This window comes from Brachybacterium saurashtrense (genome assembly GCF_003355475.1).
Taxonomy (GTDB): domain Bacteria; phylum Actinomycetota; class Actinomycetes; order Actinomycetales; family Dermabacteraceae; genus Brachybacterium; species Brachybacterium saurashtrense.
Genome location: NZ_CP031356.1, coordinates 1,139,597 through 1,153,454 on the forward strand (window position 1 = coordinate 1,139,597; position 13,858 = coordinate 1,153,454).

12 protein-coding genes are annotated in these 13,858 nt (G+C 72.1%); 10 read left to right on the forward strand and 2 right to left on the reverse strand.

The genetic code is table 11. The features are described 5' to 3' along the window. The first annotated feature begins 17 nt into the window (after positions 1-17). The 7 genes from der to DWV08_RS05195 all read left to right on the forward strand — a co-directional run bounded on the left by der (position 18) and on the right by DWV08_RS05195 (position 7,326). Positions 18-2,261 (forward strand): bifunctional cytidylate kinase/GTPase Der, encoded by a 2,244-nt coding sequence (gene der, locus DWV08_RS05165; protein ID WP_115412817.1) that lies wholly within the window; start codon positions 18-20, stop codon positions 2,259-2,261. A 64-nt stretch (positions 2,262-2,325) separates the two neighbouring features. Further along, positions 2,326-3,051: a TM2 domain-containing protein gene (locus tag DWV08_RS05170; RefSeq protein WP_115412818.1), complete on the forward strand. Its 726-nt coding sequence runs from the start codon at positions 2,326-2,328 to the stop codon at positions 3,049-3,051. 21 nt (positions 3,052-3,072) lie between these two features. Next, entirely contained in the window at positions 3,073-3,372 is a 300-nt protein-coding gene (locus DWV08_RS05175) for a hypothetical protein (protein ID WP_115412819.1), read from the forward strand. Positions 3,373-3,415: 43 nt separating this feature from the next. Continuing rightward, positions 3,416-4,033 carry a hypothetical protein gene (locus tag DWV08_RS05180; protein ID WP_115412820.1) on the forward strand — a complete coding sequence of 206 codons (618 nt, stop codon included), beginning with the start codon at positions 3,416-3,418 and terminating at the stop codon, positions 4,031-4,033. Between the two features lie 97 nt (positions 4,034-4,130). Next, positions 4,131-5,528 (forward strand): extracellular solute-binding protein, encoded by a 1,398-nt coding sequence (locus DWV08_RS05185; protein ID WP_115414916.1) that lies wholly within the window; start codon positions 4,131-4,133, stop codon positions 5,526-5,528. After that, positions 5,525-6,466 carry a carbohydrate ABC transporter permease gene (locus tag DWV08_RS05190; RefSeq protein ID WP_115412821.1) on the forward strand — a complete coding sequence of 314 codons (942 nt, stop codon included), beginning with the start codon at positions 5,525-5,527 and terminating at the stop codon, positions 6,464-6,466. The genes DWV08_RS05185 and DWV08_RS05190 overlap by 4 nt, the downstream gene beginning before the upstream one ends. Continuing rightward, on the forward strand, positions 6,463-7,326 hold the full coding sequence (locus DWV08_RS05195) for a carbohydrate ABC transporter permease (RefSeq protein WP_115412822.1): 864 nt from the start codon (positions 6,463-6,465) through the stop codon (positions 7,324-7,326). Before DWV08_RS05190 ends, DWV08_RS05195 begins: the two co-directional genes overlap by 4 nt. Positions 7,327-7,341: 15 nt before the next feature. Here DWV08_RS05195 and DWV08_RS05200 read toward each other — a convergent pair whose 3' ends face one another. Together DWV08_RS05200 and DWV08_RS05205 are read right to left on the reverse strand one after the other, a co-directional pair. Further along, positions 7,342-8,226 carry a formyltetrahydrofolate deformylase gene (locus DWV08_RS05200; RefSeq protein WP_115412823.1) on the reverse strand — a complete coding sequence of 295 codons (885 nt, stop codon included), beginning with the start codon at positions 8,224-8,226 and terminating at the stop codon, positions 7,342-7,344. Positions 8,227-8,282: 56 nt separating this feature from the next. Next, positions 8,283-10,487: an MMPL family transporter gene (locus DWV08_RS05205; protein WP_115412824.1), complete on the reverse strand. Its 2,205-nt coding sequence runs from the start codon at positions 10,485-10,487 to the stop codon at positions 8,283-8,285. Between the two features lie 100 nt (positions 10,488-10,587). Here DWV08_RS05205 and DWV08_RS05210 point away from each other — a divergent pair, with 100 nt between their 5' ends. The 3 genes from DWV08_RS05210 (at position 10,588) to doeA (ending at position 13,847) form a co-directional block, all read left to right on the forward strand. Continuing rightward, a complete protein-coding gene (locus tag DWV08_RS05210) occupies positions 10,588-11,181 on the forward strand; it encodes a MarR family winged helix-turn-helix transcriptional regulator (RefSeq protein WP_115412825.1) in 594 nt (197 codons plus the stop codon). Between the two features lie 201 nt (positions 11,182-11,382). After that, on the forward strand, positions 11,383-12,642 hold the full coding sequence (locus DWV08_RS05215) for an aspartate aminotransferase family protein (protein ID WP_115412826.1): 1,260 nt from the start codon (positions 11,383-11,385) through the stop codon (positions 12,640-12,642). Beyond that, entirely contained in the window at positions 12,642-13,847 is a 1,206-nt protein-coding gene (gene doeA / locus DWV08_RS05220) for an ectoine hydrolase (RefSeq protein ID WP_115412827.1), read from the forward strand. The genes DWV08_RS05215 and doeA overlap by 1 nt, the downstream gene beginning before the upstream one ends. The last annotated feature ends 11 nt before the right edge of the window (positions 13,848-13,858 follow it).

The following is a 13,858-nucleotide window of genomic DNA, read 5'->3' on the forward strand; positions in this document are numbered from 1 at the left end:
CCCCGTATCCTTGCAGGATGCACACCAGCGCGCCGCACGAGACCACCGCTCCCGCCGAGGGCATCGCCATCGCGATCGACGGCCCGGCCGGCTCCGGCAAGTCCACCGTGTCGCGCCTGGTGGCGGAGGCGCTGGACGGCGGCTTCCTCGACACCGGCGCGATGTACCGCGCCGTCACCTGGTGGTGCCTCGAGCAGGGCATCGACCTGGAGGACCGGGAGGCCGTGGCCCGCGCCGCGGAGGAGGTCGAGCTGGTGCAGGGCACCGACCCGGCGGGGGCGACCGTCGCCGTGGCCGGCACCGACATCACGGCCGCGATCCGCACCGAGCGCATCTCCCAGCAGGTCTCGCGCGTCGCGACCAACACGCTGGTGCGCGCCGTCCTGCAGCGTCGGCAGCGGCAGCTGCTGCACGCCGCCGCCGCGGAGCGGGGCTTCTGCGTGGCCGAGGGCCGGGACATCACCACGGTGGTGGCGCCCGACGCCCAGGTGCGCGTGCTGCTCACCGCCTCCGACGAGGAGCGCATGCGCCGCCGCGCCGCGGAGCTGCAGCTCGAGGACACCGAGGAGACGCGGGCCCGCATGGCGGACCAGGTGCTGCGGCGGGACCGCGACGACTCCACCGTCTCCGAGTTCCTCACCGCGGCGGAGGGCGTGGAGGCCCTCGACACCACGGGGCTCGACATCGAGGACGTGGTGGAGCGGGTGCTGATGCTCGTGGCCGCCGCGGAGTCCGCGCAGGAGGAGGCCCGGCACGGCGCGGCCGAGCCCGCGACCCGCTCGACGGCGGGGGAGGGCGCCGCCCCGGGGGGCGAGACCGCCGACGGTCCCAGCGACGAGGAGATCGAGTCCGCGCTGCGCGCGGGCCTGGCCGACTACGCGCTTGAGGACGAGGACATGGCGCTGCTGGAGGGCGAGGACGAGGAGGGCCCTCGCCGCGCCGCGCCCCGCAACCTGCCGGTCGTGGCCGTGGTGGGACGCCCCAACGTCGGCAAGTCCACCCTCGTCAACCGCATCCTCGGCCGCCGCGAGGCCGTGGTGGAGGACCGCCCGGGCGTGACCCGCGACCGCGTCTTCTACGAGGCCGAGTGGGCCGGCAAGGACTTCTGGCTGGTGGACACCGGCGGCTGGGAGGACCGGGTGCAGGGCATCGCCTACCGGGTCGCGGAGCAGGCTGAGGTGGCCGTCTCCCTCGCGGACGTGGTGATGTTCATCGTGGACGCGAACGTGGGCGTGACCACCACCGACGAGCAGCTGCTGAAGGTGCTGCGCAAGGCGAACGTGCCGATCGTGCTGGTCGCCAACAAGGTGGACGACCAGCGCGGCGAGCTCGAGGCCGCCGCGCTGTGGAACCTGGGCCTGGGCGAGCCCCACCCGGTCTCCGCCCTGCACGGGCGTGGCTCCGGCGACATGCTCGACGCGGTGCTCGCGGTGATGCCCGCCGAGGGGCGCGGCGCGGCCGCGGACCACGGCCCGCGCCGCGTCGCCCTCGTCGGCCGGCCCAACGTAGGCAAGTCCTCGTTGCTGAACCGACTGGCCCGCGAGCAGCGGGTGGTGGTCGACGAGGTCGCCGGCACCACCCGCGACCCGGTCGACGAGAAGATCACCCTGGGCGGCAAGGAGTGGACCTTCGTGGACACCGCCGGGATCCGCCGTCGCGTGCTGCAGTCGCAGGGTGCGGACTACTACGCCTCCCTGCGCACGCGCGCCGCACTGGACCGCGCCGAGATCGCGGTGGTGCTGCTGGAGGCCTCCGAGCCGATCTCCACCCAGGACCTGAAGATCATCGACATGGTGCTGGAGTCCGGTCGCGCCCTCGTGCTGGCCTTCAACAAGTGGGACCTGCTGGACGAGGAGCGCCACCGGGCGCTCGAGATCGAGATCGAGCGGGACCTCGCCCACGTGGCCTGGGCGCCGCGCGTGAACATCTCCGCCCAGACCGGCCGCCACGCGGAGAAGCTGGTGCCCGCGATCGAGACGGCGCTGGAGTCGTGGGACCGTCGCATCCCCACCGGCCGGCTCAACGCCTTCCTGGGGCAGCTGGTGGCCGCCCACCCGCACCCGCTGCGCGGCGGCAAGCAGGCGCGGATCCTGTTCGCCACCCAGGCCCGCACCCGCCCGCCCCGGTTCGTCATCTTCGCCAGCGGCTTCCTCGAGCACGGGTACCGCCGCTTCATCGAGCGCCGCCTGCGCGAGGACTTCGCCTTCACCGGCTCGCCGATCGTGATCGGCGTGCGGATCCGGGAGAAGCGCAAGCGCTGAGCAGCGGCGTGCCGCGGCCGCCCGGAGGTGCGAGCGCGCACCGCGAGCACGTATCCTGGGAGCCATGAGCACTCCCGGCGACAACTCCTCCTGGACCCCGCAGAACGGCGACCACGACGCCTCCGCGCAGCCCCCGCAGGATCCGTGGGCGCAGCCCCCGGGCGCCGCGCAGGACCCGTACGCCCCGCAGAGCGCGGCGGGCTCCGCCTCCGACCCGTACGGCGAGCCGCCGTCGGCGGGCTTCGCCTCCGACCCCTACGGCCAGCAGGCCGGCGGCGCGCCGCAGGCGGCGGCGCAGGATCCGTTCGGGACCCAGGCCTCGGGGGCCTCGGCCTCCGACCCCTACGGTCAGCCGAGCGCGGGCGCCTCGCCCTACGACCCGTACGGCCAGCCGCCGTCGGCCGGCTCCGCCTCCGATCCCTACGGGCAGGGCCAGCACCAGTGGTCGCCGGCCCACGACTCCGGCGCCCCGCAGGCCGCCGCGCCGGGCGGCGCGCCCTACGGCCAGGCAGGCGGCGCGCCCTACGGCCAGGCAGGGGGAGCACCGGGGCCGGCACCGCAGGGCCAGCTCCAGAGCCGCCTCGTGGTGGGCCTGCTGGGGATCTTCCTGGGCGGGTTCGGCGTGCACCGATTCCTCCTCGGCTACACCACCATCGGCATCATCCAGATCGTGGTCACCGTCCTGACCTGCGGTGCCGGTGCCCTGTGGGGTCTGATCGAGGGCATCATGGTGCTCGCCAAGTCCCCCTCCTTCGAGCGGGACGCCCACGGCCGCCCCCTCGCCGACTGATTCCCGGAACGGACACGACCGATGAGTCTCCCGCCCCCGGCGCCGCTCCCGGATCGCAGCTCCCTCCAGACCCGCGCGATCCTCCTGATCGTGTTCGGGTTCCTGTGCGGAGGAACGGTGCCGGCGATCTTCGGCATCATCGCGCTCGTGCAGATGGACTCCGATCCGTACAGCGCGCAGAAGATGAACAAGATCGGCTGGATCATCTTCTGGGTGATGCTCGGCCTCGCCGTGCTCGCCATCCTCGCCTACATCGCCTTCTTCGGCGTCACGTTCCTGCTCCTGGGGACCACGGCCATGCAGGCCCCGACGGGCGGATGAGGCGCCCCGGGACCACGGGGCCCGCGCGGCGCGGGGAGCAGGGATGAGCGGCCGCCCGCCGCTGCCCGGCACACGGGTGCGGATCGCCCTCACGGACCGTCCCGGCGACGAGGCGACGGTGCGCGTGCTCGCCGCGCCGCGCCGCGACATGGCACGCGAGGGACGGCTGAGTCCGGCCCTCGCCCCGTTCGAGGACGCGCTCCTGGTGGACGTGTCGATCGGCGACCGCCTCGTCCTGCCCGGCGCGTGGGTGGAGCCGGAGGTGCTCGCACGCGGCACCGCCGTGGCACCCGTGCCCGTGCGCGCCGCGGATCTCCGCCCGCCGGCGATCATCCTCGGCACCCCCGCGCGGGCGGCGCTGTGCTGGGGAGCGACCGTCTGGCCGCTCGAGCTCGGCGGCGTGGTCGCGATCCCGGAGAGCGCACGGCCCTCCCCCCACCCGTTCTCGCGGCTGCGCCGACTGACGCTCGTCGCCGCCGGCCGGCGCGCCGAGATCGGGCTGACCATGTGGCAGGCGGCAGGTTTCGAGATCCCCTGGCACGACGTGCGCCTGCTGCCCCGCGCCGCCTCCTGGTTCGAGCTCGCGCAGGTGCCGGCGGGAATGCGGTACGCCGACGCGGAGGCGGCCCAGGGCGTGGGGCGCGCGCACCGGCGCGGCTGAGGAGGCGCTGCGACGCGCCGGGACGAGCGCACTGATCGTGAAAGCGGTCACATGCCGCTAGGGTCGTGGGTCCGTGAATCTCGACGAGGAGGTCGCCGTGCCCCCACGACCGTCCGTTCCGCGGCAGCCTGCGCGGCGCAGCATCCTGCGCTTCACCGCCGGGGTGGCCGTCGCCGTCCCGCTCAGCGCACTCGCCGGCTGCGCCGCCGGCGGCTCCCGCGATCCGCACACCATCCGCATCGCGTACCAGCAGTTCGGCTCCGGCACGATCAAGCGGGAGTGGATCACCGCCGCCGCCCAGGAGTTCTCCGAGGAGAATCCCGAGCTCACGGTGCAGCTCGTCCCGATCGTCGCCTCGGAGAACGACTACTTCACCAAGAACGAGCTGCTCATGAGCTCGCCCCGCACCAGTCCCGACCTGGTCTACGAGGACTCCTTCATCCTGCTGTCCGACATGGGCGCCGGGTACCTCCAGCCGATGACCGACCTGATCGACCGCTTCGAGCACTGGGACGACATCGCCGATGCCTCCAAGGACGCGGTCACCGGCGAGGACGGCGAGGTGTACGGAGTCCCGATCACCACGGACACCCGCGCCCTGTGGTACCAGCGCGAGGTCTTCGCCGAGGCGGGGCTGCCCGAGGACTGGCAGCCGGGCAGCTGGGAGGAGATCCTGGACGCCGCCCGCGCGATCCGGGACTCCGACAGCGAGGCGATCCCCCTGTTCCTGTTCGCCGGCACCCCGCAGGGGGAGAAGGCGTCGATGCAGGGCTTCGAGATGCTGCTGTACGGCACCGGCGACGGCACCGGGCTGTACGACCGCGAGGCGGAGAGATGGATCCTCGGCGCCCAGGGGTTCATCGACGCCCTGGGGTTCCTCCGCACACTCTTCGAGGAGGACCTCACCGCCACGCTCGGCCAGCACCTGGACCCGAACATCGCCGAGTCGATCTACACCACGATGCTGCCCGAGGCGAAGCTGGGGATCCTCCTCGACGGCTCCTGGATCTCCCAGAACTGGACCGACTCCGCCGCCCGGCCCTGGCCCGAGTGGCCCGACGTGGTGGGTCTGGCGGACATGCCCACCCAGGACGGCTCCGGCTCGGGCACGGTCACCCTCGCGGGCGGGTGGGGTCTGTCGATCCCCACGCACGCCACCGATCGCGAGACCGCCTTCCGCTTCCTCGAGAAGCTGGTCTCCACCCCGACCCTGGTGCAGTACGCGATCGCCGACAACCACATCACCGTCCGTGCCGACGTCGCCGAGGACGAGGAGTACCTCGGGTACTCGCCGGCGGTGGAGTACTTCACCGATCTGCTCGAGACCGCGTACTACCGCCCGGCGCTGCCCGCCTATCCCGAGGTGTCCTCCGCGATCCAGGAGGCGATGGAGGCGGTGATGACCGGCACCTCGCCCGAGGCCGCGGCCGCCGCCTACGACGCCACGGTCACCGAGATCGTCGGCCCCGAGCACGTGCAGGAGGCCTCCGCATGACCAGCGACGCACACACCGCCTCACCGCCGCGCCCCGCGGGCCCGACGCCCCGGAGCGGCCGGCTCGGGAACCGGCTCACCCCGGTCAGGGCGCTGCCGATGCTCCCGGCCGGGCTGCTGCTGGTGGGCTTCATGCTCGGCCCGATCCTCTACTCGCTCTACCTCGCCTTCACCGATAAGGCGATCCGCGGCGAGGGCGCCTCCAGCACCAGCTTCGTGGGGCTGTCGAACTTCACCGACGCCTTCACCGACGGCGACTTCTGGAACTCTTTGGTGCTGACCCTGGTGTTCACGGTGGTCTCCGCCGTGATCGGCCAGAACGTGATGGGGATGCTGCTCGCCCTCCTGATGGAGCGTGCCCACCGGATCCTCACCTTCGCCGTGACCTCGCTGGTGATCGCCGCCTGGATCCTGCCCGAAGTGGTGGCCGGATACCTGCTGTACACCTTCTTCGCCGGGGAGGGCAGCCTCAACACGATCCTCGCCGCGATCGGACTGCCCACCCAGAACATGCTGTTCACCGCGCCGATCCTGGCGGTCTCGTTCGCGAACATCTGGCGCGGCACCGCGTTCTCCATGCTCGTGTACTCGGCGGCGCTCAGCGCCGTGCCCGGCGACGTGTACGAATCGGCCTCGCTGGACGGCGCCGGCCCCGTGCGCCGCTTCCGCTCGATCACGGTCCCGCTGCTGCGGCCCGCGATCGCGACCAACCTGATGCTCACTACGCTGCAGACCCTGTCGGTGTTCGGGCTCATCTTCATCATGACCGGCGGCGGCCCCGCCCGGCAGAGCCAGACGCTGCCCCTGTACATGTACGAGCAGGCCTTCTCCTACGGCCAGCTCGGCTACGGCACGGCCGTGGCGCTGCTGCTGCTCCTGATCGGGGCCGCGGCCTCGCTGGTGTACCTGCGCCTGCTGCCCGAGGAGGAGAAGCGATGACCACGACCACTCGACCCGCGCCCACCTCGACGACGGGTTCCCGCGCCCGCGGCACCACGGTCGCCTCGTCCCTCGTGATGCTCGTGATCGGGCTCGCGTTCCTGGTGCCCCTGCTGTGGGTGGTGCTGGCCTCCTTCGACACCGAGGCCTCGCTGTCCGTGGCGTGGCCGCAGACCTGGAGCCTCGGCAACTTCGCCGCGATCTGGAACGCGGAGACCACCTTCCGGCCGCTGGCCAACTCGCTCATCCTGTGCGGCGGCGCGACCCTCGTCACCATGGTCACGGCGGTGCTGTGTGCCTATCCGATGTCGCGCTTCCGGTTCCGGGCCAAGCGACCGCTGCTGCTGACGATCATCTTCTCCACGGGGCTGCCGATCACGGCGATCATGATCCCGGTCTACTCGCTGTTCGTGCAGGTGAACCTCATCGACTCGATGGTCGGTGCGATCCTGTTCCTCGGCGCGAGCTCCCTGCCCTACGCGATCTTCCTCACCAAGGGGTTCATGGACGGCGTGCCGGTGGACATCGAGGAGTCCGCCTGGACCGAGGGCGCGGGCGTGCTGCGGGCGCTGTGGTCCGTGGTGCTGCCGCTGATGCGCTCCGGGATGGCGGTCGCGACGATCTTCACCTTCGTCATGATGTGGGGCAACTTCTTCGTGCCCTTCATGCTGCTGCTGAGCCCGGAGAACCTGCCCGCGGCGGTCACGCTGTACACCTTCTCCTCGCAGTACGGGCAGGTCGCCTACGGCCAGCTGGCGGCGTTCTCGATCTTCTACTCGCTGCCGGTGGTGGCCCTGTACCTCTTCCTCGGGCGCAGCCTGGGCCAGGGCTTCGCCGCGGCCGGCGGGGTGAAGGGCTGAGGCCGCGCAGCGCCCTCAGCGGAAGACGACCGTCCTGGCACCGTCCAGCAGCACCCGGGACTGGGCGAACCAGGCCACGGCCTGGCGCAGAGTGCGCGCCTCGACGTCCTGGCCGATCGCCATCAGCTCCTGCGGCGAGCGGGTGTGATCCACGCGCAGCACCTCCTGCTCGATGATCGGCCCCTCGTCGAGGTCGCTGGTGACGAAGTGCGCGGTGGCGCCGATCTGCTTCACGCCGCGGGCATGGGCCTGGCGGTAGGGGTTCGCCCCCTTGAAGCCGGGCAGGAAGGAGTGGTGGATGTTGATGCAGCGGCCTGCCAGCTCCTCGCACAGCTCGGGGGAGAGGATCTGCATGTAGCGGGCCAGCACCACCAGCTCGATGTCGTGCTCGGCGACGGCCTGGCGCACCCGGTCCTCGAAGGCGGCCTTGCCGCCCGGGCCCGTGGTAGGGAGGTGCTCGAAGGGCACGCCGTGGAAGCCGGCGAGGCGTTCGAGGGTGGGATGGTTGGCGAGGATCAGCGGCACCTGCACCGGGAGGTGTCCGGACTCGACCTGGAACAGCAGGTCGTTCACGCAGTGCGTGGCCGTGGAGCCCAGCAGGAGGGTGCGCACGGGCCGGCCCACCTCGTCGATGCGGTGCTCGAGGCCGAAGCGCTCCACCGCCGGAGCCAGGGCCGCCTCCAGCTCCGTCGCGGAGGCGGGGGTGCGCACCTGGAGCCGCAGGTAGAAGCGCTGCGTGGTGCCGCTCTCGAACTGTCGGGACTCGGTGATGTTCCCGCCCACCTCGACGATGGCGCCGGTCACCGCATGGACGATGCCGGGGGCGTCGGCGCACACCACCGTGAGCACGTACTCGTGGGTCTCGGCGGGGCTCGGGGAGGTCGGGGTCGCGCTGCTCATGCGGCCAGTCTAGGAACAGCGCCCGCACGGGGCGGGAGCGTCCACGCAGCGCCCGCTCACGGCGCGCCCCGGCGCCAGAGGGCCGAGGGCCACCAGATCACCTTGCCGAGGTCGAGGGCGAGCGCCGGCACCAGGAGGCTGCGCACCACGAAGGTGTCCAGGAGCACGCCGAATGCGACGATGAACGCGATCTGCGCGAGGAAGAGGATCGGGATCACCCCGAGCGCCGCGAACGTCGCGGCCAGGACCAGACCGGCCGAGGTGATGACGCCGCCGGTGACGGCGAGGCCGCGCACCACGCCCTCCCGGGTGCCGTGCCGCAGCGACTCCTCGCGCACCCGGGTCATGAGGAAGATGTTGTAGTCGATGCCGAGCGCCACCAGGAACACGAAACCGAACAGCGGCACCGCCGGGTCCGCGCCGGGGAAGCCGAAGAGGTGGTTGAACACCAGGGCGGAGACCCCCATCGCCGTGCCGAAGGACAGCACGGTGGTGGCGATCAGCAGCACCGGCGCCAGCACGGAGCGCAGCAGCAGCATGAGGATCACGAGGATCACCACCAGCACCACCGGGATGATCAGCGCGCGATCGTGGGCGGAGGCGTCATTGGTGTCGACGGAGGTGGCGGTGACCCCGCCCACCAGGGCGTCCGCTCCCTGCGCGGCGAGGTCCGCGCGCAGGGTGCGCACCGTGCCCTCCGCCGCGGCGGAGTCGGGGGCGTCGGCGAGGGTGGCCTGCAGCAGCACCTCGCCCTCGACCACGGTGGGCTCGGCCGCGGGCGTCCCGGGCGGGCCCTGCGCACCGATGCCGTCCTCGGTGACCGGGGCGGTGCCGCCGGGGGAGTCCGCGGCGGTGACCGCGACGGACTCGATGCCGTCGGCCGCGAGCAGGACGTCGGCCGTATCCTGCAGCGCGGACTCCTCCACGAGCACCTGCACCGGCGAGCCGGCACCGCCGGGGAAGTGCTCGCCGAGCGCCTCCTGGCCGTCGCGTGCGGTGGACTCCGTCAGCACGAGGTCCGACTGCGGGACGCCGTCGGCCTGCAGCTGGGTGACGCCCAGGCATCCGGCGGCCAGCACCACGGCGGTGAGGACCCAGAGCGGGCGGGGGCGCCGGCGCACGGCGAGCGCGATCCGGCCCCAGAGACCGTGGGCGGCGGGGGAGGAGCCGGTGTCCGGGGCGTCGGGTGCGTACCGCGGTCGTCGCGGCCAGAAGGCCGCGCGGCCGGTGGCGTAGAGCACGGCGGGCAGGAAGGTGAGGGCGGCCGCCATCGCGAAGAGGATCCCGAGGGCGGCCACCGGGCCCAGCGTGCTGTTGGACTTCAGATCCGACAGCAGCAGGCACAGCAGGCCGGCGATCACGGTGCCGCCGGAGGCGAGCACCGGCTCGAGGGTGCCGCGCAGCGCCTGCACCGTCGCCGGCCAGCGGTGCCTGGTGTGCTGCAGCTCGTCGCGGTAGCGGGCCACGTACAGCAGCGAGTAGTCCGTGGCCGCGCCGATGACGAGGATGAACAGGATGCCCTGGGTCTGCCCGGACAGCAGCAGCACGTCCGCGGCGGCCAGGTGCCAGATGGTCAGCAGCGCGGCGCACAGCGCGAACATGCTGGTGCACAGCACCACCAGGGGCAGCAGCAGGGAACGGTAGACGACCACCAGGATCACGAACACGGCCGCCAGCGCGACACCGAGCAGCAGCCCGTCGATGCCGGAGAAGCCGGCCGCGAGATCGGCCGTGAAGCCGGCCGGACCGGTGACGTACGAGGTCAGGTCGCTGGGGAGCTCGGCGGCGAGCTCGTCCTCGATCGCGGTGATCACGGCACCGATGTCCGCCTCGGCGTCGATCGGCACGAACACCTGCACGGCCAGGCCGTCCTCGGAGGGGATCGGCGGGGACACCTCGCCGTCCACCTCGTCGATCCCGGCGAGCGAGGCCGCGACCTGCTGGAGGGCGGCGGAGGTCTGCTCGTCGATCTCCTCGGGGGAGGTGATCACCACGATCGCCGGGATCGCCTCGGAGCCCGTGAACTCGGGGGCGCGGAGGGCGACCTGCGTGGCATCCGCCGTCTCGGGCAGGTAGGCGGTGCGCTCGTTGGAGGAGACCTCGTCGACCCGCCCGAAGTACGGGCCCCCGATCCCGGCGGCGACCAGCCAGCCCAGGATCAGCAGCGCGGGCAGGAGGATGCGCAGCGCTCTCGGCGCGCGGTGCCGTGGGGCCCGGTGGGTGGGCCCGGTGGTGCCCGTGGGGTGCTCCGAGGAAGCCATGATCGTCCCTTTCCAGGTGCCGTGGACACGGACAGTCTTGCACACATCAGTAGTTAGAGAAGATATCTACTGAGGGCACACTCTGGCGTATCCTCGAGCCATGAGCACCCAGCCCCCGCCACGACGCGCACGCGACGGCGCCGATCCCGTCCCGCCGCTGTTCGCGATGGCCTCCAGCGATCCCGACCAGCAGCTGGTGGCGCGCGGCGAGCTGGGGGAGGAGGAGGTCGCGCAGATCGATGCGGTGATGGCGGCGCTCGCCCGACTGCGTGCGGCCGAGAGGGAGCTCTCCGAGGCCGCCCTGCGCTACATGGAGCTGGGGGAGACGGACATGCGCGCCCTGCACTTCCTCATCGTCTGCGAGAACACCGACACCCTCGCCACGCCGGGGGCGATCGCGCAGAGCCTGGGCATCTCCACCGCCTCGACCACGAAGCTGCTGGACCGACTCGCGGCCTCGGGCCATGTGCGGAGGGAGCCCCACCCCTCGGACCGTCGCGCCCTGGTGGTCACGATCGAGCCGGGGACCCGGGCCACGGCGGTGCGCACCATGGGGGCCCAGCAGGCACGCCGTGTGCACGCCGCCCGGCGCCTGGACGCCGCGGAGCGGGAGGTGGTGGTCCGCTTCCTCACGGACATGGCCGAGGAGATCTCGGTCGACGGCCTCGACTGGGGGTCGGCGCCGTCCCGCTGAGCACCGGAGCTACCGAGTGGTCGGCCCGGTGACCTGCGCCGCATCCGGGGGCGTCGGTGCCGGATGAGCCCGGCTTGACGGGGAGAGCGCCGCTGGGTGAGGGTCTCCACACCGGCACCCACTTGACAGACGGGACGGACGTCGTGACGCGGCCGGGCGTGAGGAGCGACCCCGCCCCGCACCGCGACGGGAGGTCTCGCGATGGACACCAGCATCTTCGAGCAGCACGAATCCGAGATCCGCGGGTACTGCCGCGCGTATCCGACGGTCTTCGCCTCCGCCTCCAACGCCCGCCAGGTCTCCGAGGACGGCACCAGCTACATCGACTTCTTCGGCGGGGCCGGGGTGCTCAACTTCGGGCACAACAACCCCCGCATGAAGGAGGCGATGATCGCCTTCCTCGAGGCCGACGGGGTGGCGCACAGCTTGGACACCTACACCACCACCAAGCGGGACTTCATCGCCCGCTTCCACGAGGTGGTGCTCGCGCCCCGCGGCATGGACCACCGCATGCAGTTCATGGGCCCCACCGGGTCCAACGCGGTCGAGGCGGCGCTGAAGCTCGCACGCCTGGCCACCGGCAGGCGGGAGATCGTCGCCTTCAGCCACGGCTTCCACGGCATGACGCTGGGCTCGCTCGCCGCCACCGCGAACGAGGCGTTCCGGCAGTGGGCCGGGGTGCCGCTCACCGACGTGGTGCGCCTGCCCTTCGAGACCGCGCCCGGCGGCCGCACCGCGGTGGCGGACTTCGCGGCCGCGCTGCGGGACCCCTCCAGCGGGATCACCCCGCCGGCGGCGTTCCTGGTCGAGGCGGTGCAGGCCGAGGGCGGCGTGAACGTGGCCAGCCGGGAGTGGCTCCACGAGGTGCAGGACCTCGCGAAGGAGGTCGGCGCGCTGTTCATCGTCGACGACATCCAGGCCGGGGTGGGCCGCACCGGAGGCTACTTCTCCTTCGACGGAATGGACCTGGACCCGGACATCATCACGCTCGCCAAGGGGTTGGGAGGGTTCGGCACCCCCATCGCGATGAACCTCAACAAGCCCGAGGTCGACGCCCACTGGTCGCCCGGCGCCCACACCGGCACCTTCCGCGGGCAGGGACTCTCCTTCGTGGCGGGCACGGTGGCGCTGGACTACTTCACCGACGAGTCCTTCCTCGCCGGCGTGCTCGCCAAGGGCGAGACCATGCGGGACCGGCTCGAGGAGATCGCCGCCGCGCATCCGGAGCAGCAGTGGGAGGTGCGCGGTCGCGGCATGATGCAGGCGCTGGACACCGGGGACGGCGCCTTCGCCAAGCGGGTGCAGCAGGAGTGCTTCGACCGGGGCCTGCTGATCGGCCCCTGCGGCAGCGGGGGGCGGGTGATCAAGCTGATCCCGCCGCTGACCATCCCGGAGGACGACCTCGCCGAGGGGCTGGACCTGCTCGCGCAGGCGATCGACGCGGCGGGGAAGGAGTCCTGATGCGCCATCGCTCCGACATGACCTTCCCGGCCGCCGAGTACGAGCGCCGGCTCTCCGAGCTGCGTCGACGGATGGTCGAGCGCGGGCTCGACGCCGTGATCATCACCGATCCGGAGAACCTGATGTACCTCACGGATCATCAGACCACCGGCTACTCCTTCTTCCAGGCGCTGATCGTGCCGCTGGAGGCGGAGCCGCTGATGATCACGCGAGCGCTCGAGGAGTCCAACGTGATCGCCCGCACCTGGCTGGAGAACTCCCGCGGCTACCCGGACACGGGCGACGCGATCCTGGAGCTGGTGAGCACGCTGCGCGATCTGCGCCTGGGGGACGCGCGGGTGGGCTACGAGCGCAACAGCTACTACTTCCCCGCCTATCAGCAGGACCGCTTCCACGACGCCTTCGGCGAGGGACTGGTGGACTGCTTCGGCATCGTGGAGGAGGGGCGGATCCGCAAGTCGCAGGCGGAGATCGAGGTGATGCAGCTGGCCGCCTACGCCGGGGAGGCGGGCATGGCGGCGGGCCTGCAGACGGCGATGTCCGGCGCGACCGAGAATGAGGTCGCCGCCGCGATCACCGCGGCGATGTTCCGCGCCGGCGGCGAGTTCCCGGCGGTGCTGCCCTACGTCGCCTCCGGGCCGCGCTCGATGATCGGGCACTCCACCTGGGAGGGCCGGATGATCCGTCCCGGCGAGCACGTGTTCCTCGAGGTGGGCGGGTGCTACCGGCGCTACCACACGGCGATGATGCGCACCGTGGTCAACGGGGCGCTCTCGGAGTCGATGTACGCCGCGCAGGAGCTCATGAAGGAGACCCTCGCGGAGCTGCGCGCCCTGATGAAGCCGGGCGTGACGGTCTCCGAGGTGGACCGCCTGGCCCGCACCATGATCGAGAGCAACGACGTGGGCGCGAAGCTGGTGACCCGTGCGGGCTACTCGATCGGGATCGCGTTCCCGCCCTCCTGGGACGAGGGGTACATCCTCTCCCTGCTCGAGGGGGACGAGCGCCCGCTCGAGGAGGGGATGACCTTCCACCTGATCCCGTGGATGTGGGGGGTGGAGGGAACCCGCACCGTGGGCATCTCCGACACCGTGCGCATCACGGAGGACGGCTGCGCCTCCTTCTTCACCCTGCCGGAGGACTTCACCGTCCACGAGAGCGCCGCCCGGGTGCTCCCGCCCGCCCACTACGCCCCGCGCCCCTGAGAGGAGCCGAC

Excerpts from the sequence above, each read along its gene's own strand:
- DWV08_RS05170 (WP_115412818.1), top strand. The coding sequence starts at position 2,326 with ATGAGCACTCCCGGCGACAACTCCTCCTGGACCCCGCAGAACGGCGAC.
- DWV08_RS05205 (WP_115412824.1), bottom strand. The coding sequence starts at position 10,487 with ATGGCTTCCTCGGAGCACCCCACGGGCACCACCGGGCCCACCCACCGG.
- DWV08_RS05200 (WP_115412823.1), bottom strand. The coding sequence starts at position 8,226 with ATGAGCAGCGCGACCCCGACCTCCCCGAGCCCCGCCGAGACCCACGAG.
- der (WP_115412817.1), top strand. The coding sequence starts at position 18 with ATGCACACCAGCGCGCCGCACGAGACCACCGCTCCCGCCGAGGGCATC.
- DWV08_RS05215 (WP_115412826.1), top strand. The coding sequence starts at position 11,383 with ATGGACACCAGCATCTTCGAGCAGCACGAATCCGAGATCCGCGGGTAC.
- DWV08_RS05180 (WP_115412820.1), top strand. The coding sequence starts at position 3,416 with ATGAGCGGCCGCCCGCCGCTGCCCGGCACACGGGTGCGGATCGCCCTC.
- DWV08_RS05190 (WP_115412821.1), top strand. The coding sequence starts at position 5,525 with ATGACCAGCGACGCACACACCGCCTCACCGCCGCGCCCCGCGGGCCCG.
- DWV08_RS05175 (WP_115412819.1), top strand. The coding sequence starts at position 3,073 with ATGAGTCTCCCGCCCCCGGCGCCGCTCCCGGATCGCAGCTCCCTCCAG.
- DWV08_RS05195 (WP_115412822.1), top strand. The coding sequence starts at position 6,463 with ATGACCACGACCACTCGACCCGCGCCCACCTCGACGACGGGTTCCCGC.
- doeA (WP_115412827.1), top strand. The coding sequence starts at position 12,642 with ATGCGCCATCGCTCCGACATGACCTTCCCGGCCGCCGAGTACGAGCGC.
- DWV08_RS05210 (WP_115412825.1), top strand. The coding sequence starts at position 10,588 with ATGAGCACCCAGCCCCCGCCACGACGCGCACGCGACGGCGCCGATCCC.